This is a genomic window from Amycolatopsis sp. NPDC005232 (assembly GCF_040607795.1).
Classification (GTDB): Bacteria; Actinomycetota; Actinomycetes; order Mycobacteriales; family Pseudonocardiaceae; genus Amycolatopsis.
This window is the reverse complement of record NZ_JBEXHL010000049.1, coordinates 11,936-36,944: the sequence shown is the minus strand read 5'-3', so window position 1 is coordinate 36,944 and position 25,009 is coordinate 11,936. Positions and strand designations below refer to the sequence as shown.

At 70.4% G+C, this 25,009-nt stretch carries 26 protein-coding genes; 16 read left to right on the top strand and 10 right to left on the bottom strand.

The features are described 5' to 3' along the window. The first annotated feature begins 15 nt into the window (after positions 1-15). The 6 genes from ABZU76_RS47100 (at position 16) to ABZU76_RS47075 (ending at position 4,997) form a co-directional block, all read left to right on the top strand. Positions 16-582, top strand: a complete 567-nt coding sequence (locus ABZU76_RS47100) for a TetR family transcriptional regulator C-terminal domain-containing protein (RefSeq protein WP_354883626.1) — start codon at positions 16-18, stop codon at positions 580-582. A gap of 15 nt (positions 583-597) precedes the next feature. Further along, on the top strand, positions 598-1,224 hold the full coding sequence (locus tag ABZU76_RS47095; RefSeq protein WP_354883623.1) for a peptide deformylase: 627 nt from the start codon (positions 598-600) through the stop codon (positions 1,222-1,224). A 67-nt stretch (positions 1,225-1,291) separates the two neighbouring features. Then, complete coding sequence (locus ABZU76_RS47090) at positions 1,292-2,308, top strand: alcohol dehydrogenase catalytic domain-containing protein (protein ID WP_354883620.1); 1,017 nt, start codon at positions 1,292-1,294, stop codon at positions 2,306-2,308. Between the two features lies 1 nt (position 2,309). Next, a complete protein-coding gene (locus ABZU76_RS47085) occupies positions 2,310-3,002 on the top strand; it encodes a hypothetical protein (RefSeq protein WP_354883618.1) in 693 nt (230 codons plus the stop codon). 62 nt (positions 3,003-3,064) lie between these two features. After that, positions 3,065-3,889: an isocitrate lyase/phosphoenolpyruvate mutase family protein gene (locus tag ABZU76_RS47080; RefSeq protein WP_354883615.1), complete on the top strand. Its 825-nt coding sequence runs from the start codon at positions 3,065-3,067 to the stop codon at positions 3,887-3,889. An 88-nt stretch (positions 3,890-3,977) separates the two neighbouring features. Further along, positions 3,978-4,997: an alpha/beta hydrolase gene (locus tag ABZU76_RS47075; RefSeq protein ID WP_354883612.1), complete on the top strand. Its 1,020-nt coding sequence runs from the start codon at positions 3,978-3,980 to the stop codon at positions 4,995-4,997. A gap of 6 nt (positions 4,998-5,003) precedes the next feature. On the opposite strand, the gene ABZU76_RS47070 is transcribed toward ABZU76_RS47075, so the two are convergent. Beyond that, the gene (locus ABZU76_RS47070; protein WP_354883610.1) at positions 5,004-6,467 is read right to left on the bottom strand and encodes an AlkA N-terminal domain-containing protein; all 1,464 of its coding nucleotides are present in this window, start codon (positions 6,465-6,467) and stop codon (positions 5,004-5,006) included. A 286-nt stretch (positions 6,468-6,753) separates the two neighbouring features. Here ABZU76_RS47070 and ABZU76_RS47065 point away from each other — a divergent pair, with 286 nt between their 5' ends. From ABZU76_RS47065 to ABZU76_RS47055, 3 genes are all read left to right on the top strand, one after another. Further along, positions 6,754-7,137 carry a peptidase inhibitor family I36 protein gene (locus ABZU76_RS47065; protein WP_354883608.1) on the top strand — a complete coding sequence of 128 codons (384 nt, stop codon included), beginning with the start codon at positions 6,754-6,756 and terminating at the stop codon, positions 7,135-7,137. A 255-nt stretch (positions 7,138-7,392) separates the two neighbouring features. Next, positions 7,393-9,060, top strand: coding sequence for an alkaline phosphatase D family protein (locus tag ABZU76_RS47060; protein WP_354883605.1), 1,668 nt, complete (start codon positions 7,393-7,395; stop codon positions 9,058-9,060). Between the two features lie 13 nt (positions 9,061-9,073). Continuing rightward, positions 9,074-9,916, top strand: a complete 843-nt coding sequence (locus tag ABZU76_RS47055) for a hypothetical protein (RefSeq protein WP_354883602.1) — start codon at positions 9,074-9,076, stop codon at positions 9,914-9,916. 192 nt (positions 9,917-10,108) lie between these two features. Here ABZU76_RS47055 and ABZU76_RS47050 read toward each other — a convergent pair whose 3' ends face one another. Next, positions 10,109-11,206: a VanZ family protein gene (locus tag ABZU76_RS47050; RefSeq protein ID WP_354883599.1), complete on the bottom strand. Its 1,098-nt coding sequence runs from the start codon at positions 11,204-11,206 to the stop codon at positions 10,109-10,111. A 121-nt stretch (positions 11,207-11,327) separates the two neighbouring features. On the opposite strand from ABZU76_RS47050, the gene ABZU76_RS47045 reads away from it, so the two are divergent. Then, positions 11,328-11,744: a DUF5709 domain-containing protein gene (locus ABZU76_RS47045; protein ID WP_220243547.1), complete on the top strand. Its 417-nt coding sequence runs from the start codon at positions 11,328-11,330 to the stop codon at positions 11,742-11,744. Positions 11,745-12,041: 297 nt separating this feature from the next. Here the strand turns inward: ABZU76_RS47045 and ABZU76_RS47040 are convergent, their stop codons facing one another. After that, the gene (locus tag ABZU76_RS47040; protein ID WP_354883596.1) at positions 12,042-13,103 is read right to left on the bottom strand and encodes a DUF3800 domain-containing protein; all 1,062 of its coding nucleotides are present in this window, start codon (positions 13,101-13,103) and stop codon (positions 12,042-12,044) included. 66 nt (positions 13,104-13,169) lie between these two features. After that, positions 13,170-14,639, bottom strand: a complete 1,470-nt coding sequence (locus ABZU76_RS47035; RefSeq protein ID WP_354883593.1) for an aldehyde dehydrogenase — start codon at positions 14,637-14,639, stop codon at positions 13,170-13,172. Between the two features lie 348 nt (positions 14,640-14,987). Here ABZU76_RS47035 and ABZU76_RS47030 point away from each other — a divergent pair, with 348 nt between their 5' ends. The 3 genes from ABZU76_RS47030 (at position 14,988) to ABZU76_RS47020 (ending at position 17,756) form a co-directional block, all read left to right on the top strand. Further along, the gene (locus tag ABZU76_RS47030; protein WP_354883591.1) at positions 14,988-16,178 is read left to right on the top strand and encodes a trypsin-like peptidase domain-containing protein; all 1,191 of its coding nucleotides are present in this window, start codon (positions 14,988-14,990) and stop codon (positions 16,176-16,178) included. Positions 16,179-16,490: 312 nt separating this feature from the next. Next, positions 16,491-17,030, top strand: coding sequence for a sigma-70 family RNA polymerase sigma factor (locus tag ABZU76_RS47025; RefSeq protein ID WP_220243543.1), 540 nt, complete (start codon positions 16,491-16,493; stop codon positions 17,028-17,030). After that, a complete protein-coding gene (locus ABZU76_RS47020) occupies positions 17,031-17,756 on the top strand; it encodes a zf-HC2 domain-containing protein (RefSeq protein ID WP_354883587.1) in 726 nt (241 codons plus the stop codon). A gap of 128 nt (positions 17,757-17,884) precedes the next feature. On the opposite strand, the gene infA is transcribed toward ABZU76_RS47020, so the two are convergent. From infA to ABZU76_RS46995, 5 genes are all read right to left on the bottom strand, one after another. Further along, complete coding sequence (gene infA / locus ABZU76_RS47015; RefSeq protein WP_354883583.1) at positions 17,885-18,106, bottom strand: translation initiation factor IF-1; 222 nt, start codon at positions 18,104-18,106, stop codon at positions 17,885-17,887. After that, positions 18,096-18,884, bottom strand: a complete 789-nt coding sequence (locus ABZU76_RS47010; protein ID WP_354883580.1) for a GNAT family N-acetyltransferase — start codon at positions 18,882-18,884, stop codon at positions 18,096-18,098. Before ABZU76_RS47010 ends, infA begins: the two co-directional genes overlap by 11 nt. A 187-nt stretch (positions 18,885-19,071) precedes the next feature. After that, complete coding sequence (locus ABZU76_RS47005) at positions 19,072-19,752, bottom strand: alpha/beta hydrolase (protein WP_354883577.1); 681 nt, start codon at positions 19,750-19,752, stop codon at positions 19,072-19,074. After that, positions 19,749-19,874 (bottom strand): hypothetical protein, encoded by a 126-nt coding sequence (locus ABZU76_RS47000; RefSeq protein ID WP_354883574.1) that lies wholly within the window; start codon positions 19,872-19,874, stop codon positions 19,749-19,751. Before ABZU76_RS47000 ends, ABZU76_RS47005 begins: the two co-directional genes overlap by 4 nt. After that, entirely contained in the window at positions 19,871-21,298 is a 1,428-nt protein-coding gene (locus ABZU76_RS46995) for an FGGY-family carbohydrate kinase (protein ID WP_354883571.1), read from the bottom strand. The genes ABZU76_RS47000 and ABZU76_RS46995 overlap by 4 nt, the downstream gene beginning before the upstream one ends. A 247-nt stretch (positions 21,299-21,545) precedes the next feature. On the opposite strand from ABZU76_RS46995, the gene ABZU76_RS46990 reads away from it, so the two are divergent. From ABZU76_RS46990 to ABZU76_RS46980, 3 genes are read left to right on the top strand one after another with little or no spacing between them, the layout of a single operon-like run. Further along, complete coding sequence (locus ABZU76_RS46990) at positions 21,546-21,827, top strand: hypothetical protein (protein WP_354883568.1); 282 nt, start codon at positions 21,546-21,548, stop codon at positions 21,825-21,827. 9 nt (positions 21,828-21,836) lie between these two features. After that, a complete protein-coding gene (locus ABZU76_RS46985) occupies positions 21,837-22,658 on the top strand; it encodes a methyltransferase domain-containing protein (RefSeq protein WP_354883565.1) in 822 nt (273 codons plus the stop codon). Positions 22,659-22,680: 22 nt separating this feature from the next. Then, the gene (locus tag ABZU76_RS46980; RefSeq protein ID WP_354883562.1) at positions 22,681-23,493 is read left to right on the top strand and encodes a class I SAM-dependent methyltransferase; all 813 of its coding nucleotides are present in this window, start codon (positions 22,681-22,683) and stop codon (positions 23,491-23,493) included. Here ABZU76_RS46980 and ABZU76_RS46975 read toward each other — a convergent pair. Beyond that, a complete protein-coding gene (locus ABZU76_RS46975) occupies positions 23,477-24,997 on the bottom strand; it encodes an FAD-dependent monooxygenase (protein ID WP_354883559.1) in 1,521 nt (506 codons plus the stop codon). The two genes, ABZU76_RS46980 and ABZU76_RS46975, sit on opposite strands and share 17 nt — an antisense overlap. Positions 24,998-25,009 lie beyond the last annotated feature (12 nt).

The window sequence follows — 25,009 nt, the reverse complement described above, 5'->3', positions numbered from 1 at the left end:
TCATATAATCGACAGATGCCACGTCCCAGCGTTCGTGAGGTGATCGTCGACACCGCGGTCACCGAGTTCCACCGCTACGGCTTCGCCGCGTGTTCCGTCGACACCATCACCCGGGCGGCGGGCGTGCCCAAGGGGTCGTTCTACAACCACTTCAAGAGCAAGGAAGACCTCGGCGCCGAGGTCGTCGCGCGCTACGCCGAAAGCTCCGGCTGGCGCGAGGGCCACGGCGATCTCGGCCCGCTCGACACGTTGCGCGCGCGGTTCACCGTGATGCGCGACGTGCTGGTGGACAACGAGTTCACCCGCGGCTGTCTCATCGGCAACATGGGTTCCGAGCGCGCCGACCACAGTCCGGTGATCCGCAAGCAGGTCGGGGAGAGCCTCACGCACTGGTCGGACAGCATCACCGACTCCATCCGCCAGGCGCAGGCCGCCGGCGAGGTCAAGGGCGACAAGGACCCGGAGCTGCTCGGGCGGTTCGTGCTCGACGCGTGGGAGGGTGCGATCATCCGTACCAAGGTGGCCAAGAGCGTCGCCCCGCTGGACGACTTCTTCGACGTGGTGTTCGGCTCCCTGCTGTAGGAAGGTGCCCCCAGCGTGCTCGCCGACCTGGTGGACGAACTGCTCGCCCAGCCGCTCCCGTGGCCCATCGTCCAGGCCGGTCACCCGGTGCTGCGCACGGCCGCGGCGCCCTACGAAGGCCAGCTGGGTGACGCCGCGCTCGCCGGGCTGATCGAGGGCATGAAGGAGACGATGCACGCGGCGCCCGGCGTCGGGCTGGCCGCGCCGCAGATCGGACTCCCGGTGCAGCTCGCGGTGGTCGAGGACTACGAGCGGCCGAACACGCCGCCCGAGGTGCTGGCAGTGCGGGGGATCGGGCCGTTGCCGTTTCGCGTGCTGGTGAACCCGCGGTACACGGCGCTGGGCTCGGAGCGGGTCGCGTTCTTCGAAGGCTGCCTGAGCGTGAACGGCTGGCAGGCCGTGGTCGCGCGGCCGTTGCGCGTCCGGCTTGAGGCGCAGGACGAGACGGGCGCGGCCGTCGACGAGGAGTTCGCGGGCTGGCCGGCGCGCATCGTCCAGCACGAGACCGACCACCTCGGTGGCGTGCTGTATCTCGACCGTGCGGAGCTGCGTTCGCTTTCGACGCACCAGTCCGTCGCGCAGCGGTGGGCGCAGCCGACGCCGGTCGATGCCGCCAAGGAACTGGGCTTCGACCTGCCCTGAAAAACGCCGGTGCTCGATTCGGGCGCGGCCCTTGACAGCGTCTAAGACGACCGGTCATATTCAGTTTATGACAACTTACCGAGCTCTGGAAGTCACCGGCACCCGCCAGTTCGCGCTCAGCGACCGGGAGCTCGTCGCTCCGTCGCACGGGCAGGTGCGGGTCAAAGTGGAGTACTGCGGTGTCTGCCACTCCGACGTGCTGGCGGTCGAGGGGATGCGCGCCGACCCTGACGTGCCGCGGGTGCCCGGCCACGAGATCGTCGGGGTGATCGACGCCGTCGGTGAGGGTGTGCGGGCGTGGCACGTGGGTGAGCGCGTGGGCATCGGTTACCTGGGCGGGCACTGCGGCGAGTGCGAGTCCTGCCGGCGCGGCGACTTCGTCAACTGCACCGACCAGCCGTGGACCGGCACGCACGTCGACGGCGGTTACGCCGAATATGCCTACGCCCGCACCACCGGCCTCGTCCGCGTCCCGAGTGGACTGTCCTCTTCGGACGCCGCACCGTTGCTGTGCGCGGGGATCACCACGTACAGCGCGTTGACCAACCTCGACGCGCGCCCCGGCTCGCTGGTCGCGGTGCAGGGCATCGGCGGGCTGGGCCACCTCGGTGTGCAGTACGCGAAGGCGCTGGGCTACCGCGTCGCGGCGATCGCGCGTGGCACGGACAAGGCCGAGCTCGCCACGCGCCTCGGTGCGGACGAGTACGTCGACAGCACCGCCGCCGACGCCGGCGCGCAGCTGCAGAAGCTGGGCGGCGCGGCGGCGATCGTCGCGACGGCCTCGAGTGGCACGTCCATGTCGCCGCTGGTCGCGGGGCTCGCGCCGCGCGGGCGGCTGGTGGTCGTCGGCGCGGCGCCCGACCCGCTGTCGATCGGCACCACGGACCTGATCTTCGGCACGCGCACGGTGTCCGGCAGCCTCACCGGTTCGGCCGTCGAGAACGAGGACAGCCTCGCGTTCGCCGAGGCCCGCGGCGTGCGGCCGATGAACGAGATCGTCCCGTGGACCGACGCCCCGAAGGCGTATGAGCGCATGCTGTCCGGCCAGGCGCGCTTCCGCGTCGTCCTCGACCTGGCGGCCTGAAGTGGCGCTGCTCGACGACGTCCTCGACGCCCACGGCGGCCTCGACCGCTGGCGCCAGTTCACCTCGCTGACCGCGACGATCGTGACCGGCGGCGAGTTCTGGGCGATGAAGGGCCTCGTACAGGACCCGAACCCGCGGCGCATGACGGTGTCGCTGGTGCGCGAGGAGGGCTCGTTGCACCCGTTCGGCGCGCCAGACCAGCGCACGCGCTTCGAGCCGGGGCGCATCGCGATCGAGAAGCTGGACGGCACTGTCGTTGCTTCGCGCGACAACCCGCGCGAGTCGTTCGCGGGGCACGGGCTGACGACGCCATGGGACCCGCTGCACCGCGCGTACTTCAACGGGTACGCGTTGTGGACGTACCTGACGACACCGTTCCTCCTGGCGGGTGAGGGGTTTTCGGTCGTGGAGGCCGCGCCGGTGGTCGTGGACGGTGAGCGGTGGCACGTGCTGGAGGCGACGTTTCCGGTCTCGGTGGCGAGCCACTCGCGGGTGCAGCGCTTTTACTTCGGTCCGGACGGCCTGCTGCGCCGGCACGACTACAACGTCGACGTGGCGGGCGGATTTCCCGGGGTGCAGTACGTGTACGACCACGCCGTGTTCTCGGGCTTGAGCTTCCCGACGCGGCGGCGCGCGTACCGGGAGGAGACGGTGATGGTGTCGATCGATCTGAGCGAGATCTCGTTGAGCTGAGTTTTTTGTCGGTGCCCGCTGCTAACGTCCTCCCTTGTTCGGGTTCGACTGGGAGGAATCGCATGGAATCGTTGCAGGACAAGGCAAAGGCGTTCAGAGAGCTGCACGCCCAGCCGATGCTGGTACTGCCGAACGCGTGGGACGCCGGCAGCGCGGCCGTCATCCAGCACGCCGGCGCGAAGGCCATCGCCACCACGAGCGGCGGGGTCTCGTGGGCGCTCGGTCGCAGTGACGGCCAGGGTTTGACGCGCTCTGAGATGACGGCTGCCGTGCGGCAGATCGTCGGGGCGGTCTCGGTACCGGTGACCGCCGACATCGAAGGCGGCTACGGCCCCGATCCCGCGGACGTCGCCGCGACCGTCGAGGAGGTCATCGCCGCCGGCGCGGTCGGCGTCAACCTGGAGGACTCCCGGGCGGGCACACTCTCGCTGTTCTCTCCGGAGGTCCAGGCCGCACGCCTGGCGGCAGGCCGTGCGGCCGCTGCGTCGGCCGGCTTGCCTGAGCTGTGGATCAACGCCCGGACGGACGTGTACCTCTTCGGCGTCGGCAAGCCGGAGTCCCGCTTCGACGACGTTGTGGCGCGCGCCCACGCGTACGCCGAGGCCGGCGTGGACAGCATCTTCGTGCCGGGCTTGGTGGACCTGGCGGTGCTTCGCGAACTGACGGCCGCTTCCCCTCTCCCGGTCGCCGCCATGGCCGGGCCGGGCGCACCCTCGGCGTCGGACTTCGCGTCCGCCGGCGTCCGCCGCGTCACCGTCGGCACGGCCCTGGCCCAGGGCGCCTACGCCGTGGCGCTGCGCGCAGCCCAGGAAATGCTCGGCGCGGGCACCTACGACGAACTGGGCTCCGCGATGGATTTCGGCGCTTTGAACGGCTTGTTCAAGTGACGGGCTTCTGCTGTGTGGAGGTGACTGCCATGTAACCCGCGCCCTGTCCCCACCCGTTTCCGCACGGCTGGGGACGATACTGAACCGCATGGATCTTGGGGGACTGGGTCGCGCGGATCGTGCGGGTTCGGATCGCGTGGACCACGCGGAGCTGAGCGGCGTGGTTCGCCCGGCGCCGAATCACGTGGATGATGCGACGCTGACCGGTGTGGAGTATCCGGGCGCGAACCAGGTGGATCCCGCGAGACTGAATCCCACGGATCACCCTGGAGACCTGATCTCGGCGGATGACGGCTGTCGCCTCTGGACGACTGCCGTCGGCGAGGGCGAGCCGCTCATCCTGTGCCACGGCGGCCCCGGCCTGTGGGACATGTTCGGCGACCTCGCTGCCGTGCTGGCCACTCGCCTGCGTGTGATCCGCTGGGACCAGCGCGGGTGCGGCCGCTCGGAACGCCGCGGGCCGTACTCGCTCGCGCAGACGATCGCCGACCTGGACGCTGTCCGTCGCCACTACGGGCTGGCCCGCGCCGCCGTTCTGGGCCATTCCTGGGGAGCGACGTTGGCACTGCACTACGCCCTGGACCACCCGGCCCAAGTCACCAAGCTGGTTTACGTGTCCGGAACCGGCCTCGGTCGCGCCTGGCATCCGTCCTATGAACGCAACCTCGCCAGCCGTCTCGGCCAGGACCTTTCACGGCTCAGGGACCTGAGCTCCCGCGCCCGAACCCCGGCCGAGGACCGAGAATTGGCCGTCCTGCAATGGTCCGCAGACTTCCCCGATCCCTCGAGCGCCCTCACCTACGCCGAGCAGATGGCCACGCCCTGGTTCCCGATCAACTACGACTGCAACGCCGCCATCAACACCGAGGAAAAACACCACTCCCCGACAGAATCCGAGCTCATCGCGGCCTGCCGCGCCCTGCCTACTCCCACCCTCATCGTCGACGGTGACCAGGACATCCGCCCCCGCTGGGCGGTGGACTCCCTGCACGCCGCGCTCCCGTCGGCGACCCGCGTGACGCTGCCGGGCGTCGGCCACGTCCCCTGGCTCGAAGCTCCCGACGCCGTCGCCACGGCCCTCCTGGATTTCCTCGCCCCGCAGGAATAGGCACCCCTAGGCCGGCAGGTAGTTGATCGGATGATCACCCGTCGCCCAGAGGTACTGCACCGCGTAGGCCCGCCACGGTTGCCAAACGGAAGCATGCCGCGTCAGCGCCGAAGGCGACGTCGGCAGATCCAGCGCCGCAGCCGCCAGCTTCACCCCCAAGTCCGTTGGCACAAACGCATCCGGATCGCCCAGCGCCCGCATCGCGATGGTCTCCACGGTCCACGGCCCGAATCCCGGCAGCGCCGACAGCTCGGCCCGGGCGCGAGCCCAGTCTCCGCCCGGCGAAAGGTCGAGGTCGCCCGCGGCGAGGGTGGCGATGAGGCTCAGCAGCGTCCGACGGCGAGACTGTGGCATCGCGAGCGACGAAGGATCCAGATCCGCAAGATCGGCCGGAGTGGGAAAGAGAAAACCCAGGCCGCCCTCACGGTCGTCGACGGGCGTGCCGTGGGCCGTGACCAGGCGGGCGGCGTGGGTGCGGGCCGCGGCGGTGGACACCTGTTGCCCCAGCACCGCCCGGATCGCGAACTCCGCCGGATCCGTCGTACGCGGCACCCGGCGCCCGGGGTTCTTCGCGACCAACGGGGCCAGCGCCGGATCCGAGGAGAGCTGGGCATCGACCGCGATGGGATCCGCGTCGAGGTCCAGGAGGCGCCGGCAGCGGCTGATGGCGGCCGACAGGTCGCGCAGGTCGGTGAGGCCGAGGCGGCACGCGATGTGGTCGGGTGTCGGCGCCAGCGAGACGATGCCGTGGCCGTGCGGCAGGCGCAGGGTGCGCCGGTACGCGCCGTCGCGCCATTCCTCGACGCCCGGCACGGCGGTGGCCGCCAAGTGGCCGAAGAGGTTGTCCGGGCACAGCGGCGCGCGGAACGGCAGGCGCAACGACAGCGCCCCCGGCGAGGACGGCGCGCCGGACGCCCGCGACCGCAGCTCGCTCGGTGTCAGGGCGAAGACCTGGCGCACGGTGTCGTTGAACGCCCGGATGCTCGAGAACCCCGCGGCGTGCGCGATGTCGCCCATCGGCATCTCGGTGGTCTCGACCAGCAGCCGCGCGGTTTCGGCGCGCTGGGCTCGCGCGAGCGCCAGCGGGCCGGCGCCCAGCTCGGCGTACACCTGCCGCTCGACCTGCCGCACGCTGTACCCGAGCCGCGCCGCGAGCCCGCCCACGCCCTCGCGGTCGACCACCCCGTCGGCGATCAGCCGCATGGCGCGCGCGACCACGTCGGCGCGCTCGTTCCACAGCGGCGATCCCGGCGTGACGTCTGGCCGGCAGCGCTTGCACGCGCGGAACCCGGCCGTCTGCGCCGCCGCCGCGCTGCCGTAGAAGCGCATGTTCTCGACCTTCGGCGGCACGACCGGGCAGCTCGGCCGGCAGTAGATACCGGTGGTGACGACGGCGGTGAAGAACCACCCGTCGAACCGGGCGTCCTTCGACTGCACCGCGCGCACGCAGCGTTCGATGTCCTCGTACACGCCCGCCAGTCTGCCCGGCGGCACCGACAAAACCTGGCGGGAATGCGACACCACCCCACCGAGCGTCACACTCAGCGAAGGCGGCGGGCCACTTTTTCCCGATCACCGAAACACCATACCGACTGGTCGGTGACGGTTACCACTTCGGCGGTGTGCTCCGAACAATGATCGCTATAGTTTTCGCACTGGCGGGAGTTCTGGGGAAGTTCGCCATACGCGTCTGGGGACGTTCCCGCCTATTCGGATCCGGCCCGTCGGCCGGGTTTATCCATCGAAAGGCGATTGAATGAAGAAGCACATTTCGCTGGTCCTCGGCGTGCTCGTGGACGCCGGCTCGATGCTCGCGCTGGCGCCGTCCGCCAGTGCGGCCGGAACCTGCGCCTCCGGGCACTTCTGCCTGTTCGAGGACGACGACTACAAGGGCCAGCACATCGAGTTCTCCTACCGTGCGGGCGCGATCGACCTGTCCAAGACCGCGTGGGCGGGCGGCAACGGATTCGTCACCAACGGTGCCAGCTCGATGAAGAACAACACGAGCCACGTCGTGAAACTCTACGACTCCAGCAACTGCGGCGGCAACCAGGGCTACGAGGCCAAGAAGAACTCGGTGGACACCGACTTCTCGAACAACAACTTCGACAACAAGGCCAGCTGCGTGTTGTTCGTCTGATCTGACAGAACCACAAATAGTGTCACCGGACAACAATTCCGGTGGCGCTATTTGTCGTCTCCGATGGTCACTCAGCGCTACCTCTGACAACCTTCCCCAGACTTCAGCTCGAATTCACCGCCGTGATCGTTCACGGCGCGCCGACAGCCGGATAACGTGCCCAGCGCGGGACGAACCACGCGCGAAACGTCCCGTCTTGATACGTTTCAAAAACCGCTCCACCGGCGAGGAAGCGAACTGGGGAAGCCGCCGACGGTGAGCACAACTCACGTGCCGCACCGTGCGGCCGTCCGCCCTCCCGCGGGCACGAGCGCCGCCGGGACCGCACTGGATCGGAGCGACGTGGAAAACCCGACGCGACGCAAGTTCCTCACCGTCACCGGAGCCGCCGCCGCTCTGGCGCTCGCCGGCACGCTGCCCGGCATCACCGCCTCCGGCGCCACCACCGTGGACACCGACCGAGTGCCCGGCTACCCGTTCACGCTCGGCATTGCCTCCGGCGACCCGCTACCCGACGCGGTCGTGATCTGGACACGCCTGGCGCCGAAGCCGCTCGAACCGTTCGGCGGCTTGAACGACCGCCCGGTGTCGGTGCGCTGGGAGGTCGCCGAGGACGAACGGTTCCGCCGCGTCGTTCGCTCCGGCAATTCGCTCGCCCGGCGCGAGGAGTCGCACAGCGTGCACGTGGACGTCCGCGGGCTGCGGCCGTGGCGGCACTACTTCTACCGCTTCCACGTCGGCGGGCACACCAGCCCGGTCGGCCGCACCCGCACGTCGCCGACCGCGCACCAGTCGGTGCCCGCCGTCTCGCTGGCGTACGCGAGCTGCCAGGCCTGGTACGAGGGCTTCTACACCGCCTACCGCGACATGGCGTCGAAGGACCACGACGTCGTGTTCCACCTCGGCGACTACATCTACGAGTACGGCGTGGGTGCCGACGGCGGGCTGCGCAAGCAGGACATGGCCGTGGACTTCCAGCGCGAGACCACGACGCTCGACGACTACCGCGGCCGCTACGCCCTCTACAAGACCGACCCCGACCTGCAGGCCGCGCACGCCGCCGCGCCGTGGATCGTCACGATCGACGACCACGAGGTCGAGAACAACTGGGCCGGCGACATCTCCGAGAACAACGACCCCGTCGCGCAGTTCCTCGTACGGCGCGCCAACGCGTTCCGCGCGTGGTGGGAGCACCAGCCCGTGCGCACGACGCAGCTGCCCAACGGTCCGGACATCCAGATGTACCGCCGGTTCCAGTACGGCGACCTGATCCGCTTCAACGTGCTCGACACCCGCCAGTACCGCGACGACCAGGCCGCGGGCGACGGCACCAAAGCCCCGAACCCGGACTCGCTCGACCCGAACCGCACGATCACCGGTGCCGCGCAGGAGAAGTGGCTGCTCGACGGCATGGCGCAGCACTCCGCGCGCTGGGAGGTGCTCGCGCACCAGACCGCGATCGCGCAGCTCGACACCGCCGCCGGCCCGCCCGTGCTCGTGCCGATGGACACGTGGGACGGCTACGTCGCCTCCCGCAAGCGCATCCTCGGCGGCGCGCAGGACCGCAAGGTGCGCAACCTGGTGAGCATCGCGGGCGACCTGCACCGCAGCGTCGCTTCGGAGCTGCGACCGGACTACGCGGACCCGAGCTCGCCGGTGGTGGCGACGGAGTTCGTCGGCACGTCGATCACGTCGGGCCAGGACGGCATGGACCTCGACGCCGGGGGCCAGACGATCCTCGACGAGAACCCGCACGTGAAGTTCGGCAACTTCCAGCGCGGCTACGTGCGCTGCGAAGTCACCCCGCGCGAGTGGACCGCCGACTACCGCGTAGTCGACAAGGTCTCCATCCGCGACGGCAAGGTCACCACGCGCGCCAAGCTCACCGTCGAAGACCGCGTCCCCGCCATCCACGTCCACTGACAGGAGTTCTCCCATGCAGCGACGTCACCTCGCGGTGGCCGCCGGCGCTGTCGTGCTCGGCGTGGCACTGGCGACCGCCGCCCAGAGCAGCCCGGCCGCGCCCGCTTTGGCGCTGTCCGCCACCCCTGGGCAGATCCAGGTCGTCGGCCTACCTTGCCTGCCGAGCGCCCTCACCGTCGGCATGACGAACAACGGAAGCGGCCCGGTATACGCGGACATGGAGCTTTCCGCGCCGCGGCCTCTGGTTCTCGACCGGCGGGTCTTCTCGTCCTGGCTGCCGGTCGGCCAACCGGTTTCGGTTCGGGTCGGCGTCACCGTGCCGCGGTCGGCTCACCCCGGCCACTACACGGTGAGCTTGTCTTCCGACCGCGCCCGGTTGTCCGTCCCGGTCGACGTCCTTCCCTTACCTCCCAAGGGCCCCGGCGACAACCTCCTCCTCGGCGAACAAGCCACCCCGTCGTCGACCAACGGCAGCTTCTCGCCGTGCGGCGCCGTCGACGGAGACGCGGACGGCAACCACTGGTCCACCACCACGGGCTGGAACGACGGCACGAAATCGGCCTTCCCGGACAACTACGCCGTGACCCTGCCCGCTCCTGCTGCGGTCGGCCGTGTCGTCACCGACACCCTGGACTCCACGAAGTACCCGGCCGCGAAGTACGGCCTCCGCGACTTCGACGTCCAGGCCCACGTGGCCGGCGCCTGGGTGACGGTGGCTTCGGTGCGGGGCAACACTTCGGGTTCGGTGACGTCCACGTTCCCGGCAGTGCAGGCCGATGGGGTGCAGATCGTGGCGTTGGATTCGAATGATCATGCGTATTCGCGGATTGTGGAACTGGAGGCGTACTCCGGCTGACTGCTCACAGCTCCCGGATCCGGCTTGTCTGGGCGGCGGACGCCGCCTTGAGGAGTCCTATGTAGACGGATGAAGCGTGGAGTGTCAGCACGGCCGCGAGCGGCACGAGTCGCGGTGGAGCCGGGCGTGGTGGTGTTTGCCACCCGCTCGGTCCGGTCGAGGGGCTGGGAGCTGCAGGCCGGGCTGAGCGAGTCAGGCCGAAACCCGCTCCCGTTCCCTCTCGCGCCGAGCATCCACAACCCGCAGCTTCGCCAACAACCCCGTCAGCCCGCGATGCCCGCGCGTGAAGATCGCGAACAGGCCGCTGACCACGATCCACACGCCAGTCGACGTCGACGGTTGCGCGCTGGCCGTAGCGACCCCCAGCGCGACGAAATACCCGCCCGACCCGAAGACGAACCGCAGCACCATCTGCAGCACAGAAGGCTTCTCGTCAGCAGCGTTCACCACCGTCAGGAGCACCGCGCGCTGCCCAGGCGTCGCGCCATTCCCTGCCAGGGGGACCGCCAACAGCAAGACCAACGCAGGCAACCACTCACCGAGCACCGCGTTCACGACGGGATTGCCCGGACCACGAAGGCTGTCCGGGTCGCGCAGGAGCTGGATGGCGACCACGACCACGTTCAGCGCCACGCCGAGCAGCGTCACCGCGATGAGGTCCAGCAGCATGCCGAACAGGCGACGCCCGCTGCGGACGGGGCGCGGGGCCTTCGCGTCGAGGCGTTCGTGGGGGCGGCCGAGCACCGGAGCAGCCAGGGCGCCGACCGTGGCGCCGATGGTGTTGGAGAGGAGGTCCCCCGTGTCGAAGAGGCGGTAGGGGCAGTCGACGAGGGACCAGACGCCCGTGAGCTGCGTGGTCTCGATGAAGAGCGACACGAGGAACCCGGTGGCGATCGCGAAGGCCGGGCCCTTCCGGTACAGGCGGCGCATGAACACGCCCCATGGCACGAACAGCGCGATGTTGAACAGGACCTGCCGCAGTGCCGGGTTGCTGAGCAGGCCGGTGTGGAACTGCTTCATGTCCGAAAGGAACTGCAGTGGGTTCACGACGGGGTGGCGCAGCGACTCGTGGCTCGCGCAGAAGGCGGCGTCGACGACGGGCGTCGGCATGAGTGTGTACGTGATCAGCGCGCAGCAGTAGACGAGGAATCCCAGCGCCGCGATCGCGCGACCCGGGCCGAACTCGCCGCGGCGGCGGTAGCTGAGCACGGCGTAGGGCACCACCAGCACGAACGCCAGCCCGAACCCGGCGAACAGGGCCAGCAACGTCGGCCCGCTCCACTCTGTCACTGACCCTTCCACCTCCGTAGGCGCGCCCGAGAGTAGCGATCTTCGCCGGGACCCACCGGTCGAGGGACACTGGCAGCGGTGCGTAATCTGCACGCGGAGGGTACGGAGAGAGGAGCCGTTCGTGGACGACGACATCGAGGACAACGCCGACACCGGCGTGCTCGACCCCGAAGACACCCTCGAGGACGGCGACCCGTACGACGAGGGCTACTCGCCGCCCGAGAAGCCGCTGGCTGTGCGCGAGTGGGGCATGACCGCCGCGGAGGAGCTCGCCGGCGAAAGCTGGGAGGGCCGCCTCGCGCGCGAGCTGCCGGACCTGGCGTCCGACGACGGCGACGACCTCGGCGACACCACCGACACCGACGGCGAACTCCTCGACGACGAAGTCGGCGACGCCCGCGCGGGCCGCCTCGTCGCCCAAGACGCGGGCTTCGGCCCGGACACCGACGAAGAGCTCTACGCCTCCGACGCCGGCATCGACGGCGGCGCCGCGTCCGCCGAAGAGGCCGCGGTCCACATCGTCACGCCTCGCGACTGATCCGGGCGGTGGCTGGACCGGTCACGACGGGCTCGGGTTGCTGACCGGTCTTGGCAGGTGGCCGGGGTGGTTTTGCGGCTGATGTCGGCCGTCGCGAACGGTCCCTTCGTGACGCGCTCGGGTTGCTGGCCGGAGTCCCAGTGGGCGTTGCGCAGAGGCGTGACTTTGTGTAGTCGATGGTGTCGTGATAGGGACCGAGCCGCCGAGCCGCCGAGCCGGAAGCGGCGGGTGATGTTCGCTCGCGGGCCGGCCGACTGATCTTCGCGAAGTGTCCGAAAGTCTCCACGGCGTTGCCCTTCACAGCGGGCCGGCCCAGATTGAGGTCGGGAGCAGGTAGGGGTGCAGCAGGGCGGTGAGCTCGGGGTCCCCGCGGTGGTGGAGGGCGTTTTCGGCCAGGCGGCGGGTGACGCCGGCCAGGAAGTCGGCGAGTTGGACGCGCGGGTCGGCGCGGGAGTCGACGAAGTGGATGTCGGGGGTGGGGCCGAAGAGAGTGGCGAGGCGCGCGGGGGTGAGTGAGGGCTGTTCGTCGTGGATGACGGTGGTGGGGCGCCAGTGGGTGACCGTGTCGACGAGGGCCGGCATCAGTGGGTCGAGTGGTGGTACCAGCGAGGGGTCCGCGCGCAGCTGTTCTCGTAGCGCGGTCAGGTGCTCGCGGGCAGGCGGTGGGTCGATCCGCGGGTGGTTTGACTCGCGCTGCTCCCACAGCTCGATCTGCGTGTACTCGATGCTGATCGATCCGGGCTGCTCCCACGGCTCGATCTGCAGGTGCTCGAGATGGGGCGACAAGCACTGCTGCGCCGGCGAAGGGGCAGTGGGCGGACGAGCGCTGCACTGCGGCACCTGGGCGAGCGAACTCAGCACGTCATGCTGAGCGAAGAACTCGGAAGGCGCCAGCCCAGGGCCGCGCCGCTGTGAGGTTCGCAGCAGAGCGGTGAACGACTGCAGGAAATCACTCCAGCGCGGCCCAAAAAGCCGCGGGCCGTCGTGGTGCAGCACCAGCGCTCGGGAGTCCGGCCGGCGCGCGAGGCAGTCGGGGTAGGGCACCCGGTCGACGAGGAGGTCCACCACCTTCCCGGTGACGAACAACGCCTTGTCCACCAGAACGACCCCGGCCCGCCCCGCCAGCGGCCCCGACGGTCCCAGCAGCCACACCAGCGCCGCCCGGTTCTTGGCCCGCAGCAGGTGGTTCGCCTTGTACTCCAGTGCCGGTGACCCGATTCGTTCGCGAAGCTCCCCGACGCAGTCCGCGGCCGCCCCGACGCCCACCCGCACGCCGGCGTGCGCGAAGACGTCCGTGTTCGCCCCGATGAGGTTCACGCCCTCGGAACCGGACTCGTCGCACGCAATCGTCCCGGACACCGTGAAGATCCTGCCAGGCCCGAGTCTCCGGCGCACCGGCTTTTCGAAGCGCAATCCACAATGGACTCAACCCAGCGTGAACGGGTCCCGTGTCCCTCCGGTCAACTCCACCCAGACCGCCTTCTCCTCCAGGTACTCGTCCACCGCGTGCACCCCGTTCTCCCGCCCCAGCCCGGAGTTCTTGAAGCCCCCGAACGGAACTGACGGAGCCACCACCCGATAGGCGTTCACCCACACCGTCCCGGCCCGGATCCGCTCTGCGACCCGATGCGCCCGGTGCACGTCCTTGGTCCACACCGCCCCAGCCAACCCGTAGGGCGTGTCGTTGGCCAGCTTCACCGCTTCGTCCTCATCCGTGAACGTCAACGCGGCCAAAACTGGCCCGAACACCTCTTCCCGGTAAACGGTCGACTCCGGTGTGACCCCGGTCAGCACTGTCGGCTGCACGAACAACCCGCCCAAGCCGGGATCCGCGACACCGCCGTACGCGACCGTCACACCCTCGGCTCGCGCGGTTTCCAGGTACGACAACACCTTCTCGTACTGCGGCTCATTGGCGACCGGCCCCATCTCGGTCTCAGCCGCCGTCGGATCGCCCAGCCGGATCGCGGCGGCGCGCCGGGCCACCAACCGCACCAGCTCGTCGTGGACGTCCGCGTGCACGATCAACCGCGAGCCCGCCATGCACGTCTGCCCGGTGGCCGCGAAAACGCCGGCCACGATCCCGTTCGCGGCCGCCTCCAGGTCCGCGTCGGGGAACACGACCTGAGGCGATTTCCCGCCCAGCTCCAAGGTCACCTTCACCAGGTTCTCGGCCGCCGCCCGGGCAACCGCCCGGCCCGTCGCCGTCGATCCCGTGAACGCGACCTTGTTCACGCCGGGGTGGCCGGCCAGGGAGGCACCTGTCTCGCGCGAAAGGCCCGTGACAACATTCACCACCCCGGGTGGAAAACCGGCCTCCGTGACCAAAGCGGCGAACCCCAGCGTCGACGCCGGCGCGTGCTCCGAAGGCTTCACCACCACAGTGCAGCCGGCGGCCAGTGCCGGCGCCAGCTTCCACGTCAGCAACAGCAACGGCGAGTTCCACGGAGTGATCGCCGCGACCACCCCCACCGGCTCACGCTTCGTGTACACGAGGTAGTTCGGGTTGGGCGACGGGATCTGCCGCCCCTCGATCTTGTCCGCCAGGCCGGCGAAGTAGTGGTACCAGCCGCCCAGGGCGGTGAGCTGGCCGAGCATCTCGCGCAGGAGCTTGCCGGAGTCGTTGACCTCGAGGCGGGCCAGCCGTTCGGCGTTCTCGCCGATCAGGTCACCCAGCCGGCGCAGCAGCGCGGCCCGGGTGAAGCCCGTCGCGGAGCCCCACTCGCCGTCGAGGGCGGCGCGGGCCGCGCGCACGGCGGCGTCGACGTCCTCGGGCCCGCCGTCGGGGAGCACGGCCCAGGGTTGGCCGGTGTAGGGGTTGCGGGATTCGAACGTCTTGCCGCTGATCGCGTCGACGGCGTGACCGCCGATGAGCATCTTGAAGTGTTCGGGCATGGCCCACCTCTCCTCAGGTCTCGCTTCGGACGGTACGTCCGCACCCGAGTAGGCACCAGACCGCGGATTCAGCGGATCGGCGAAAGTGTCCACAAAGGACTTTGGCGACCCGGGGCCGTCGGGAGAGCGGTGAGCGCACCGCACTCCCGACGGCCGGGCGGTCGGGCGCCGGAGGCGGTGATCCCAGTGCACAGCCGCCGGCGTGTGCCGACCTGGTAAGAGGAGCAGGCTGGGAAGATCACTTCGAACGTAACCCACGCCCCGGCGGGCCTGCCAGTACTGTTCCCCGATCGAGGCGGTGTGAACAATGCACGTGTGCTGTCCGATGCGAGCGGCAGGGAACCGAAGATGAGCCAGAACACCGACGCCCCCCTCGGTGCGCCGTGGGCCCACCAGCAGCAAGAGGCAGTCCCGCAGGTCCCGGCGCCGCCGCCGAACCCGCAGGAGCCGCCGAGGCGCAAGCGGCCCCTGCGCGCCGTGCTGATCTCACTCGGACTGGTGGTGCTGCTGGCGCTTGTCGGCGTCGCTGTCGGGCACTACGCCTGGGGGCCGAAGACGCCGCCCGCGCCGCCGGTGGCCCAGGTGCGGGCGCAGCCGGCGTTCGACGTCGCGTCGGTGGTCGCGAAGGTCAGCCCCGCTGTGGTGGACATCGACGTGGAGCTGGGGCTCGAGGGCGGCGGCGCGGCGGGCACGGGCATCGTGCTGAGCGACGACGGCCTGGTGCTCACCAACAACCACGTGGTCGAGGGCGCCACCTCGATGCACGTGACCGACGTCGGCAACGGCCGCGGCTACGACGCCACCGTGCTGGGTTACGACCGCAGCCACGACATCGCCCTGCTCAAGCTGAAAGACGCGTCCGGACTGGTCACGGCGACGCTGGGCGAGTCCGGCGCGGTGAAGATCGGCGACGGAGTGGTGGCGATCGGCAACGCGGGCGGCCTGGGTGGGCCGCCGAGCGCGTCGCCGGGCAAGGTCACGGCGCTCGGGCGGCAGGTCACGGCGGCGGACGAGATCACCGGCGCCACTGAGACGCTCACCGGCCTGCTGCAGGTCGACGCCGACATCCAGTCGGGCGACTCCGGCGGACCGCTGGTCGACACCCAGGGCCACGTGATCGGCGTCGACACGGCCGCGAACGCCGGCTACGTGTTCGACGAGGGCCTGCGCCCGCACGAGGGCTTTGCGATCCCCATCACGACAGCCGCCGACATCGCGAAGCGCATCCTTGAGGGCAAGGCGTCCGACACCATCCACATCGGACCCAGCGCGTTCGTCGGCCTCACCGTGGTCGACGGCGGCAACGGCACCGGCGCGCTCATCAAATCCGTGGTCGCGGGCGGGCCGGCGGCCAAACTGGGCCTGAAGGCCAACCTGCTCGTGGTGGGCATCGACGACAAACCGGTCACCTCGGCGACGGCGCTGATCGCCCTCATGGACACCCACCACCCGGGCGACAAACTGCGCGTCACGGTCGCCGGTCAAGGCGGCAAAACGGCCACGGTGACGCTCGTCCCGGTGAGTGGTCCGATCGGCTGAGTGCGACGGCCGGGGCCTGGCCGGACGAGCGGGTCGCCTTCGTCACTGAACGTGGTGGCGAGGTCGGTGAGCGCACCGAAACCGGGTCCGAAGGGGGACGAACGGGCACCGTCCGTGGCCGAAGGTGTCGGTTGCCCCCGGTGATGGCAATCGTCCGTTCAGGGGAAGGGTTGACTGTCGCGGGGTGCAAAGCGGCCACTGTGGGTGGTGGTCGCCGATCGCGCACCTCGTGCGGACGGCCTCGGGTGCTGTCCTACAGTTCTGCGCAGCAGGGCAAGGGTGATCTTGCCGGTTCGGGGAGGGTGGTCCGGAATGGCCGGGTTGAGGACTCGTCACCGCCAGCAGGTGGCCGACGAGGCGCTCGTCCGCTCGTTGTTCGAGGAGCACGGAAAGGCGATGCTCGCCTACGCCACGAGACTCCTCAACGACCGCGCGGCCGCCGAGGACGTGGTGCAGGAGGCCCTGGTGCGCGCCTGGCGCAACCCGGACAGCCTCGTCAACGGCAAGGGTTCCGTGCGCGGCTGGCTGCTGACCGTCGTCCGCAACCTGGTGATCGACAAGGTCCGCGCGCGTGACGCGCGTCCGGCGGAGGTCGCGGAGTCGCCCACGACCGTGCCGGTAGAGCACGACCACGCCGACCACGTCGTGGACTCGATGGTGGTCCTTTCGGCGCTCGAGGGCCTCTCGCCCGAGCACCGCGAAGTCCTGGAACAGATGTACCTGCACGGCCGTACGGTGACCGAGGCCGCCGAGCAGCTGGGAATCCCGGCGGGCACGGTGAAATCCCGCTCGTATTACGGTTTACGGGCATTGCGCGAGAAGTTCGCGGATCAGCGGGTGGGGGCGGCGTAGATGAGTGGGTTCAGCGACTTCCCCGACCACGCGGACCTCGCCGGCTACGTCGCCGGTGACGTCTCCGCGGAGGAGAAGCAGACGATCGAGACGCACCTCGCCGGCTGCGCGGACTGCCGCGCGGAGGTCGAGTCGCTGCGCGAGATGCAGGAGTTCCTGGGCGAAGTGCCGCCCGAGGCACTGCTCGACGGCCCGCCCGAGGGCGGCGACCTGCTGCTGCAGCGCACGCTGCGCCAGGTGCGTTCGGAAGCGCGCAGCTCGGCCGGGCGTGGCCGGTTCCTGGCCGCGACGGCCGCCGTCGTGGTCGCCGCGGCCGCGATGGGCGTCGGTGTCGTGGTGGGGAAGGCGGGTTCGCCCGCGGGCCCGGCCGTCGCCGTTCCGCCGCCGCCCGCACCTGTGCCGACGACCGCGTCGAGCACCGTGCCCGGCACGAAGTTCCTCAGCGGCACCGAGGGCGAAACGCGGCTCACCGCGAGCATCGTCCCGGCCGCCGGCTGGGTTCGCGTCGAGGCCGCCGTGACGGGCATTCCGGCGGGCGAGAAGTGTCGCCTGATCGTGGTCAGCAAGAACGGCGACCGCGAAATCGCCGGTGGCTGGCTCGTGTCCCAGAAGGCTGTCCACGACGGTGCGGACCTCAACGGTTCCGCCCTCGTCGACCCCTCTCAGGTCGCTTCGATCGTGGTCGAGAATACCGAGGGCCACCAGTTCGTGGAAGCGAACGTCTGACCTTCGGGCGCTTCCTGCCCCGGTCGGTGGTGTGTTCGGGCAAACCGGGGCAGGGAGTCCACTTCGGACGGTCCCGCGGCGGCCGGCGCACCGAGGTGCACCAGCTCGCCGACGGGAACGTCCCGGCCCTAGTTCCGGTACCGGAACAGGATCCGGCCCCGGTTCAGGTCGTACGGGCTCAGCTCCACCAGGACCCGGTCGTACGGCACGATCTTGATGAAGTTCTTCCTGATCTTGCCGCTGATGTGGGCGAGTACGTGGTGCCCGTTCGACAGCTCGACCTTGAACCGGGCGTCGCGCAGGCACTCCACCACGGTTCCTTCGACTTCGATCCCGTCCTTACCGGCCATGGCGCACCAGCTCCAAGGTGCTGTTGGCCCGCCGGGCGCCGAGGCCCTCGAACAACGCCGTCGCCGCTTCGTTGGCCTCGTTCACCTCGGCCGACGCCCGTTCGATCCCCGCCTCGTGCAGGACGCCGAGCGAGTGGACCACCAGCGCGCGGGCGATGCCGCGACGCTGTCGGGAGGCGCGGACGGCGACCAGCCCGATGCGGGGCAGACGCGTCACCTGGACCACGCGGACCAGCCCCACGTACTTGCCTTCTTCGGCCGCAGCGGTGTACTTCGCCGGGTCGATGATGGTGTCGCCGGGCCGGACCAGCACCTCGGCCGGCATTTCCTGCCAGCCGACGCGCGCTTCGACCTCGGCTCGGACGACGCGGTCCACCTCGCGTAGCAGGCCATCTTCGGCGGTCCCGGCGGGCACGAGGGTGACGCCCGGTGGTGGGAGCGCCGGCCCGGTGACGCGCGGATCGGTGGGCACGACGTACTCCCACTCGCGCCGCCGGATCGTCAAGCCGGCCTGGCGCCAGGCGGCCAGCAGTTCGTGGTCGGTTTCGTCGACCACCGTGTGGAGCGGTTCCGGCAGGGTCGTGAGCATCGTGTGGACGAGCTGGTCGAAAACCGAGCGGTGCCAGGCGTCGACGCTGAGGAAGACCCGTCCGTCGGGGCGGGTGGTGGCCTCGGCGCGGCCGGTGACCCGGTCGTCGTCGAGCGCGTGCCACAGCCTCGGTGCGACGTGGGTGATCTCCACCGCGGGTTCGCCCGCGGTGAATCGCAGAGTGTTCATGGTGGTCACCTTTCGGGAGTGCCTGATCAAGGCGCTCCCGGCAACCCCTACGTCAGTCGCCCGACCGTGACGACGAGGGGAGCACCCACATCGAAACAGCGTTCATGGGTCTCACCTCCCGGTGTCGAGTCACGGTCCCCGGAACGATAGCGGTGGGGCGTCGCCGTGCCCACCGATTTTCCGCCGCTCAGTCGAAGCGGGTGGTGAGCCAGGTGCGGGCGTGCTGCCAGGGGTCGTCGGCGGGGTCGATCACGCGGAAGTGGTCCACGCCGGGGAGTTCGGTGAAGGTGACGTCGTCGCCGGCTTTTCGGGCGGCTTCGACGTAAACGCGGCTGTGGTCGACGGGCACACGGACGTCGGCGTCGCCGTGGAGGATCAGCTGGGGCACGCCGATCGGCAGGCACGTGAGGGGCGAGGCGGCTGGGTCGGGGGACGGCAGGAACAGGCTGGCGGCGCCCTCGCCGAGGCCTTCGGCGGCGCTGCGGGGGACGTCGGTGATGGGGGCGAGGCCGATGACGGCGGACGGTTTCACGGACGCACCGGCGAGGAGGGCGAGGTGGCCGCCCGCGGAGTGGCCGACCGCGATCGTCGGCAGGTCCTCGGCAACGGGCACCGCGGCCATGGCGGCGAGGACGTCGTCGAGGGTCTGGGGCCAGCCGCCGGTGTCGCCGTCGATGCGGCGGTACTCGAGGTTCGCGACGAGCCAGCCGGCGGCGACGAGGTCGTCGGCGAGCGCGTCCATCAGGTGCAGGTCGCGCTGGGCGCGCCACCAGCCGCCGTGGAGCAGGAAAGCCGTGCCGCGCACGGGGTTGTCGCCGTGCAGCTCGACGAACTGGCTGGGTTCGCCGCCGTAGCGGATCGTCCTCATTCCTCCATTACATCAGGGTCGCGGGGCGGGAAGCCGATGATCGCGGCGAGCACCTCGTAGTCCGGGGCCGGATCTTCTTCGTCCATGCCGGAGGACACGGACCCGACGTCGTGCTGGTTCACCGCAGCAGCTCATGCACCTTCGCGAGCCCCTCGTACGAAGCGCGGTAAGCCTCGTACAGCCGCGTCAGGTCCGTCTGCGGCTCGAACACGCGCTCCACGGCGACGGTCGCGGCGGCCGCCGTCTCGACGTCCGGCTGCAGTCCCACTCCGACGGCCCCCAGCAGCGCGGCCCCGAGCGCGGCGCTGTCGTGCACACGGAGGCGTTCGATGGGGCGGCCGAGCACGTCGGCGTGCAGTTGCGTCCACAGGTCGCTGCGCGCGCCGCCGCCGGAGAACGTGAGGGACGGCAGCCGGAAGCCGCACGCCTGCTCCACGTGCTCCAGCACGTGCCGCGCGGAGAACGCGACGCCCGTCAGCACCGCGCGCGAGAGGTCCGCTCGCGTCGCCGACGAGCTCAGCCCGAGGAAGCTGCCCCGCACGTCGGCGTCCCACAGCGGTGCGCGTTCGCCCTGCAGGTACGGCGTGAACACGATCCCGGCCGCACCGTCGGCCGCTGTTTCGAACACCTCGGGCACGGTCTGGCCGGACGCCTGGGCCCACCACCTGACGGCCTCGCCCGCGGCCTGCGTCGGACCGGCGTGGACGTAGAGGTCGCCGCGCGGCGGGAACGTCACGATGCCCTGCTGCGTGGCGCGGCGACGCGACGCACCCGCGACGACCAGCGACGTGCCGCACGAGATCATGCCGCGGCCCGGCTCCGTCGTGCGCGTTCCGAAAACCGCGCCGAACGCGTCCATGGTCCCCACGACGACGGGCGCGCCGTTGAGTTGTTTTGCCGGCCCCAGCGGCGTTTCGGGTTCGAGGAGCTCCGGCAGCCGTTCGCCCAGCCCGTCGACGAGGGCGACGGCCTCGGGCAGGTAGCCCTGCGCGCCGGCGATCCGGACGCCGGACAGCTTGTCCGTGGCCACCCGGCCGGTGAGGCGCGCACCGATGAAGTCCTTGGGGCTCAGGATCCACCGCGCCCGCGCCCACTTGTCCGGTTCGTGCTCCGCGAACCACGCCGCCCGCGCCCCGACGAACGACGCGTCCAGCGCCACCGGCCCGCCCCAGATCCGCAGCTTGTCCTCGGGGGTGAACCGCGCGTCCAGCTCCCGCGCGACGTCGGCGCACCGCTGGTCCTGCCAGATCACGGCGGGCGTCAGCGGGGTGAGGTCTTGCTTTACGAGCAGGTGCGTGTTGACCTGGCTCACGATCCCCGCCCCGCGCACGACGACGTCGGGCACTTCGGCGAGGACGGCGCTGATCGCGGTGACGCAGCCGCGCCACCAGTCCTCGGGGTCCTGCTCCGCCCAGCCGGGCCGCGGCCGGGTGATCGGGTAGGCCACGCTGTGCACCGCGCGCGCCCGGCCGTCTGTGCCGAACGCGGCGACTTTCACGGCGGTTGTGCCGATGTCGATGCCCAGGACCACCTGGTTGTCGTTCATGGGGAGAGATGTATCAAATCCCGCTGTGGTCGTCTGGTGGGGACACTCGTTGGAGGATGCGGGGTCGTTCGTTGTGAGGGGTGGTGTCTGGTCTGGCCGGGTTGCGTGCGGGGGTAGGCCCCGGAAAACGGCCAGAACGGAATCTGTGGACAACCGCGACAGCCGGCCGGCGAGCTGTGGACAAGTCGGCGCAGTCGGTTGACAACTGCGCCCGTGCAGCACGCCGCGCGTCGGCGGCAATCCGCGCGTGCGGCGGCGCGAAGGCCTCGACGAGCTGCTCGGCGCGGCCGGCTTCGAGCCCGTCTCGTGGAACCTGATCGACCTCGACTTCGGCGGGCCTGAAGCCGACGTCTGGGCGCGCTGCTGCGAGATGTTCTACCCGGTCGACACCCTCGACGCCACGCAGCTGAAGCGGCTCGAATCGAACTTCCGGGAGGAGACCCGAGACCTCGCCGTGAACGGTCGATTGCGCGCAGGGCTGAACATGCGGATCGTCGAAACGAGGCTGCGCCAAGAGCTTCCGCGCTAACGTCGGGGGATGACGACGCCGGGGGAGCTGTGGCTGCGCGAGTACCACGACCGCAAGCCGGATTCGCAGTCGGTGCTGATCGAGGCCGGGCGGGTGGTCGGGGATGGGCGCACGAGTTACGACGTGTTCGCCGAGCGGGTGGGGAATGCGCGCAGGGTGGTGGATCTCGGGTGCGGTGACGGGGCGCTGCTGGCGACGTTCGCGAGGCAGGGAGCCGAAAACCTGGCCGGCATCGATCTGTCCGCGGGGGAGCTGGAGCTGGCCGCCCAAAGGCCGGAGCTCAGAGCAGCCCAGCTGAAGCAAGGGCGAGCACAGGAACTCCCTTTCGCGGACAAAACGTTCGACGCCGTCGTGTCGCACATGACGTTGATGCTCATGGCCGACCTCGAGCAGGTCGTGGCGGAGGCGGCGCGGGTGCTGGCGCCGCGTGGGGTGTTCGCGGCGGTGGTGGGCGGGGATGGCGCCATCGGGGCCACGGAGGTGTTCTTCGAGCTCGCCAAGCCGAGGTTCGATGCGGTGCCCGAAGAGCGCAAACCGCGAATCGACGGGGATCGGCGGACACGCAGCGCCGAGGGGTTCGACGAGTTCCTCGCGCCGGTCGGGTTCGAACCCGTTGCGTGGGAACAGATCGTGGTCGATTTCGCCGCGCCGCCGGAACGAGTGTGGGCCACGTGCTGCGAGACGCTCTACCCCGCCTCGACGCTGGACGACGCGCAGCTCGCCGAGCTGCGCGCCGAGTTCGCCGAGGCGACGCGCGGGCTGATGACCGACGACGGGATCCTGCCCGCGGCCGTGCGGCTCAACATCGCCCGAACGCGACTGGCGGAGTGACGATCCGCGCTAACGTCTCGCCATGACGTCCGCCGAGGAGTTCCTGCGCAGCTACCACGACGCCCGCCCGGACGCCGCGTCCGAGCTGGCCGGGCGCGGCCGCGTGACGGGCGACGGGCGGACCGTGTACGAGGTGTTCGCCGACCGCGTCACCGCAGCCAAGGCCGTGCTCGACCTCGGCTGCGGCGACGGCGCGCTGCTCGCCGAACTCGGCAGCCGCGGGGTGCCGAAGCTGGCGGGTGTCGATCTTTCGCCCGGGCAGCTGGCATCGGCCGGGCGTCGGCCCGAGCTGGCCGAAGCCGATCTGCGCGAAGGGCGGGCACAAAAGCTGCCGTTCGAGGACGGCGAGTTCGACACGGTGGTGTCGTTCATGGCGTTGATGCTCATGGCCGACGTCGAGCAGGTCGTCGCCGAGGCCGCCCGGGTGCTGGCCCCGGGCGGCACGCTGGCGATCGGCGTCGGTGGTGGCGGGCGGGAGGCGATGGAGATCTTCCTCAAGGTCGCGCGGCCGCTGTTCGCCGTGGTGCCGGAGGAACGCCGGGTGCCGGCGGCCGGCGATCCTCGGGCCCGTACGCGCGAAGGTCTGGACGAGCTGCTCGGCCCGGCCGGCTTCGAACCCGTCGCGTGGGACCGGATGGTCGTCGATTTCGGCGGCACGCCCGACGAGGTCTGGCAGACCTGCCACGACAGCTACTACCAGATGGTCACCCTCGACGACACGCATCGGAAGGGCCTGCGCACCGCGTTCACCGTGGCCACGCGCAACCTGGTGACGCCCGAGGGCCGGCTGGCCGCGTCGGCCTGTGTCGACGTGGCCGTCACGCGGTTGCGGTGACGGCGCCGAACCAGCGAGCCAACGCCTTCTGCAGGCCGGCCACGTCGGGTTCGGGATCGGACGAGGCCCAAGCGACGTAGCCGTCCGGGCGAATCAGCAACGCGGTCGCTTCGATCGACGCGGCGGTAAGGGACACCGTGTCGACGCGGTCCTGAAAATCGGCCACGGCGGAGGCGAGCGAGGCGTCCGCGGTGAGGTCGACCAGCACCGGCCGCGCCGCGAGGTACGCCTTGGCGAGGGCGTCCGAAGGCAGGTCCGGTGCCCAGCGGCCGACGAGCGGGTGCGGGTCGTCGCCGTAGCGGATGTCCGCGCCGGACAACAGATCCGCGAGGTGCTGGGTCACGTCCTGGTAGTCGATGAGCTCGTCGAACAGCTCGCGCAGCGCCGTGATCTCCGGGCCGGGCGCGGTCAGTGCGCCCTGTGCCTGCGTTTGCATCACGACGCGGCGGCTGACCGGCCGGCGCTCGGCGTCGTAGGTGTCGAGGAGGCCGGCCGGTGCCCAGCCGCGGACCTCGGCGGCGAGTTTCCACGCCAGGTTCACGGCGTCCTGCAGCCCCAGGTTCAGGCCCGGCCCGCCGATCGCGGAGTGCACGTGGGCGGAGTCGCCGACCAGGAGCACGCGGCCGGCGCGGAACGTCGATGCCAGGCGCGTGTTGCCGCTCGACACCCGGCGCAGCTGGTGCGGCCCGGGGCCCGTCGGGGTGTCGATCGGCAGATCGACGCCGAGGACTCGGCGGAGGCTGGCGCGAAGCTCGTCGAGCGTCGGCGGTACTTCGTCGGGTGTTTTGGGACGGTCGCGTTCGGACGAAGCGATCAGCGGCGCCGCGTTCGGGAACGGGGCGAACACGAACAGGCCCGTCTCCGTGCGGAAGTGACGAAACGGCGGGATGACGCCGATGCCGTCGAGGCGCAGGCCGCCGGTCGCGGGGTCGCGCAGCGAGTCCGGCACACTTGCGTGCGCAGTGTACGAAACGGCGTTGTCCCGTGTGACACCGGGGAAATCGATGCCGGCGAGCTTGCGGACGGTGCTGCGTCCGCCGTCGGCGCCAACCAGGAACCGAGTGTCCACAGTGTACTCGCCGGCGGGTCCGGTCACGGTGACGCGCACCGAGTCGTCCTGCTCGAAGCCGGTCACCGAGTGCCCGCGACGGATCTCCACGCCCAGCTCGATCGCCCGCTCCTCGAGTGCGCGTTCCAGCTCGCGCTGGGGAATCGGCAGGACGTAAACGGGATTGACCGGCAACCGCGCGAGGTCGAGGGGGAACGCGCCGAACATGTACTGCGGCGCGGGTGCCGGCTCGGCCTGGCCGGTGAGCCGATCGTAGAGGCCACGGCGGTGCAGCAGCCGCACGACCTGGCCGACGAGCCCATTGGCACGCTGCTCCTCACCGCGTTCCGTGAGCCGTTCCAGTACGAGCGGCCGGACGCCGGCCAGGCTGAGTTCGCACGCCAGCATGAGCCCGTTGGGCCCACCGCCGGCGATCACCACGTCGATCGCGGGCATGGTTTCTCCTTG

Bases quoted from the DNA above. Each gene is read 5' to 3' on its own strand.
- ABZU76_RS46985 (WP_354883565.1), top strand. From the start codon at position 21,837: ATGACGACGCCGGGGGAGCTGTGGCTGCGCGAGTACCACGACCGCAAG.
- ABZU76_RS47025 (WP_220243543.1), top strand. From the start codon at position 16,491: ATGGCCGGGTTGAGGACTCGTCACCGCCAGCAGGTGGCCGACGAGGCG.
- ABZU76_RS46975 (WP_354883559.1), bottom strand. From the start codon at position 24,997: ATGCCCGCGATCGACGTGGTGATCGCCGGCGGTGGGCCCAACGGGCTC.
- ABZU76_RS46995 (WP_354883571.1), bottom strand. From the start codon at position 21,298: ATGAACGACAACCAGGTGGTCCTGGGCATCGACATCGGCACAACCGCC.
- ABZU76_RS47075 (WP_354883612.1), top strand. From the start codon at position 3,978: ATGGATCTTGGGGGACTGGGTCGCGCGGATCGTGCGGGTTCGGATCGC.
- ABZU76_RS47090 (WP_354883620.1), top strand. From the start codon at position 1,292: ATGACAACTTACCGAGCTCTGGAAGTCACCGGCACCCGCCAGTTCGCG.
- ABZU76_RS47005 (WP_354883577.1), bottom strand. From the start codon at position 19,752: ATGAGGACGATCCGCTACGGCGGCGAACCCAGCCAGTTCGTCGAGCTG.
- ABZU76_RS47065 (WP_354883608.1), top strand. From the start codon at position 6,754: ATGAAGAAGCACATTTCGCTGGTCCTCGGCGTGCTCGTGGACGCCGGC.
- infA (WP_354883583.1), bottom strand. From the start codon at position 18,106: ATGGCCGGTAAGGACGGGATCGAAGTCGAAGGAACCGTGGTGGAGTGC.
- ABZU76_RS47055 (WP_354883602.1), top strand. From the start codon at position 9,074: ATGCAGCGACGTCACCTCGCGGTGGCCGCCGGCGCTGTCGTGCTCGGC.
- ABZU76_RS47010 (WP_354883580.1), bottom strand. From the start codon at position 18,884: ATGAACACTCTGCGATTCACCGCGGGCGAACCCGCGGTGGAGATCACC.
- ABZU76_RS47035 (WP_354883593.1), bottom strand. From the start codon at position 14,639: ATGCCCGAACACTTCAAGATGCTCATCGGCGGTCACGCCGTCGACGCG.
- ABZU76_RS47080 (WP_354883615.1), top strand. From the start codon at position 3,065: ATGGAATCGTTGCAGGACAAGGCAAAGGCGTTCAGAGAGCTGCACGCC.
- ABZU76_RS47030 (WP_354883591.1), top strand. From the start codon at position 14,988: ATGAGCCAGAACACCGACGCCCCCCTCGGTGCGCCGTGGGCCCACCAG.
- ABZU76_RS47100 (WP_354883626.1), top strand. From the start codon at position 16: ATGCCACGTCCCAGCGTTCGTGAGGTGATCGTCGACACCGCGGTCACC.
- ABZU76_RS46980 (WP_354883562.1), top strand. From the start codon at position 22,681: ATGACGTCCGCCGAGGAGTTCCTGCGCAGCTACCACGACGCCCGCCCG.
- ABZU76_RS47020 (WP_354883587.1), top strand. From the start codon at position 17,031: ATGAGTGGGTTCAGCGACTTCCCCGACCACGCGGACCTCGCCGGCTAC.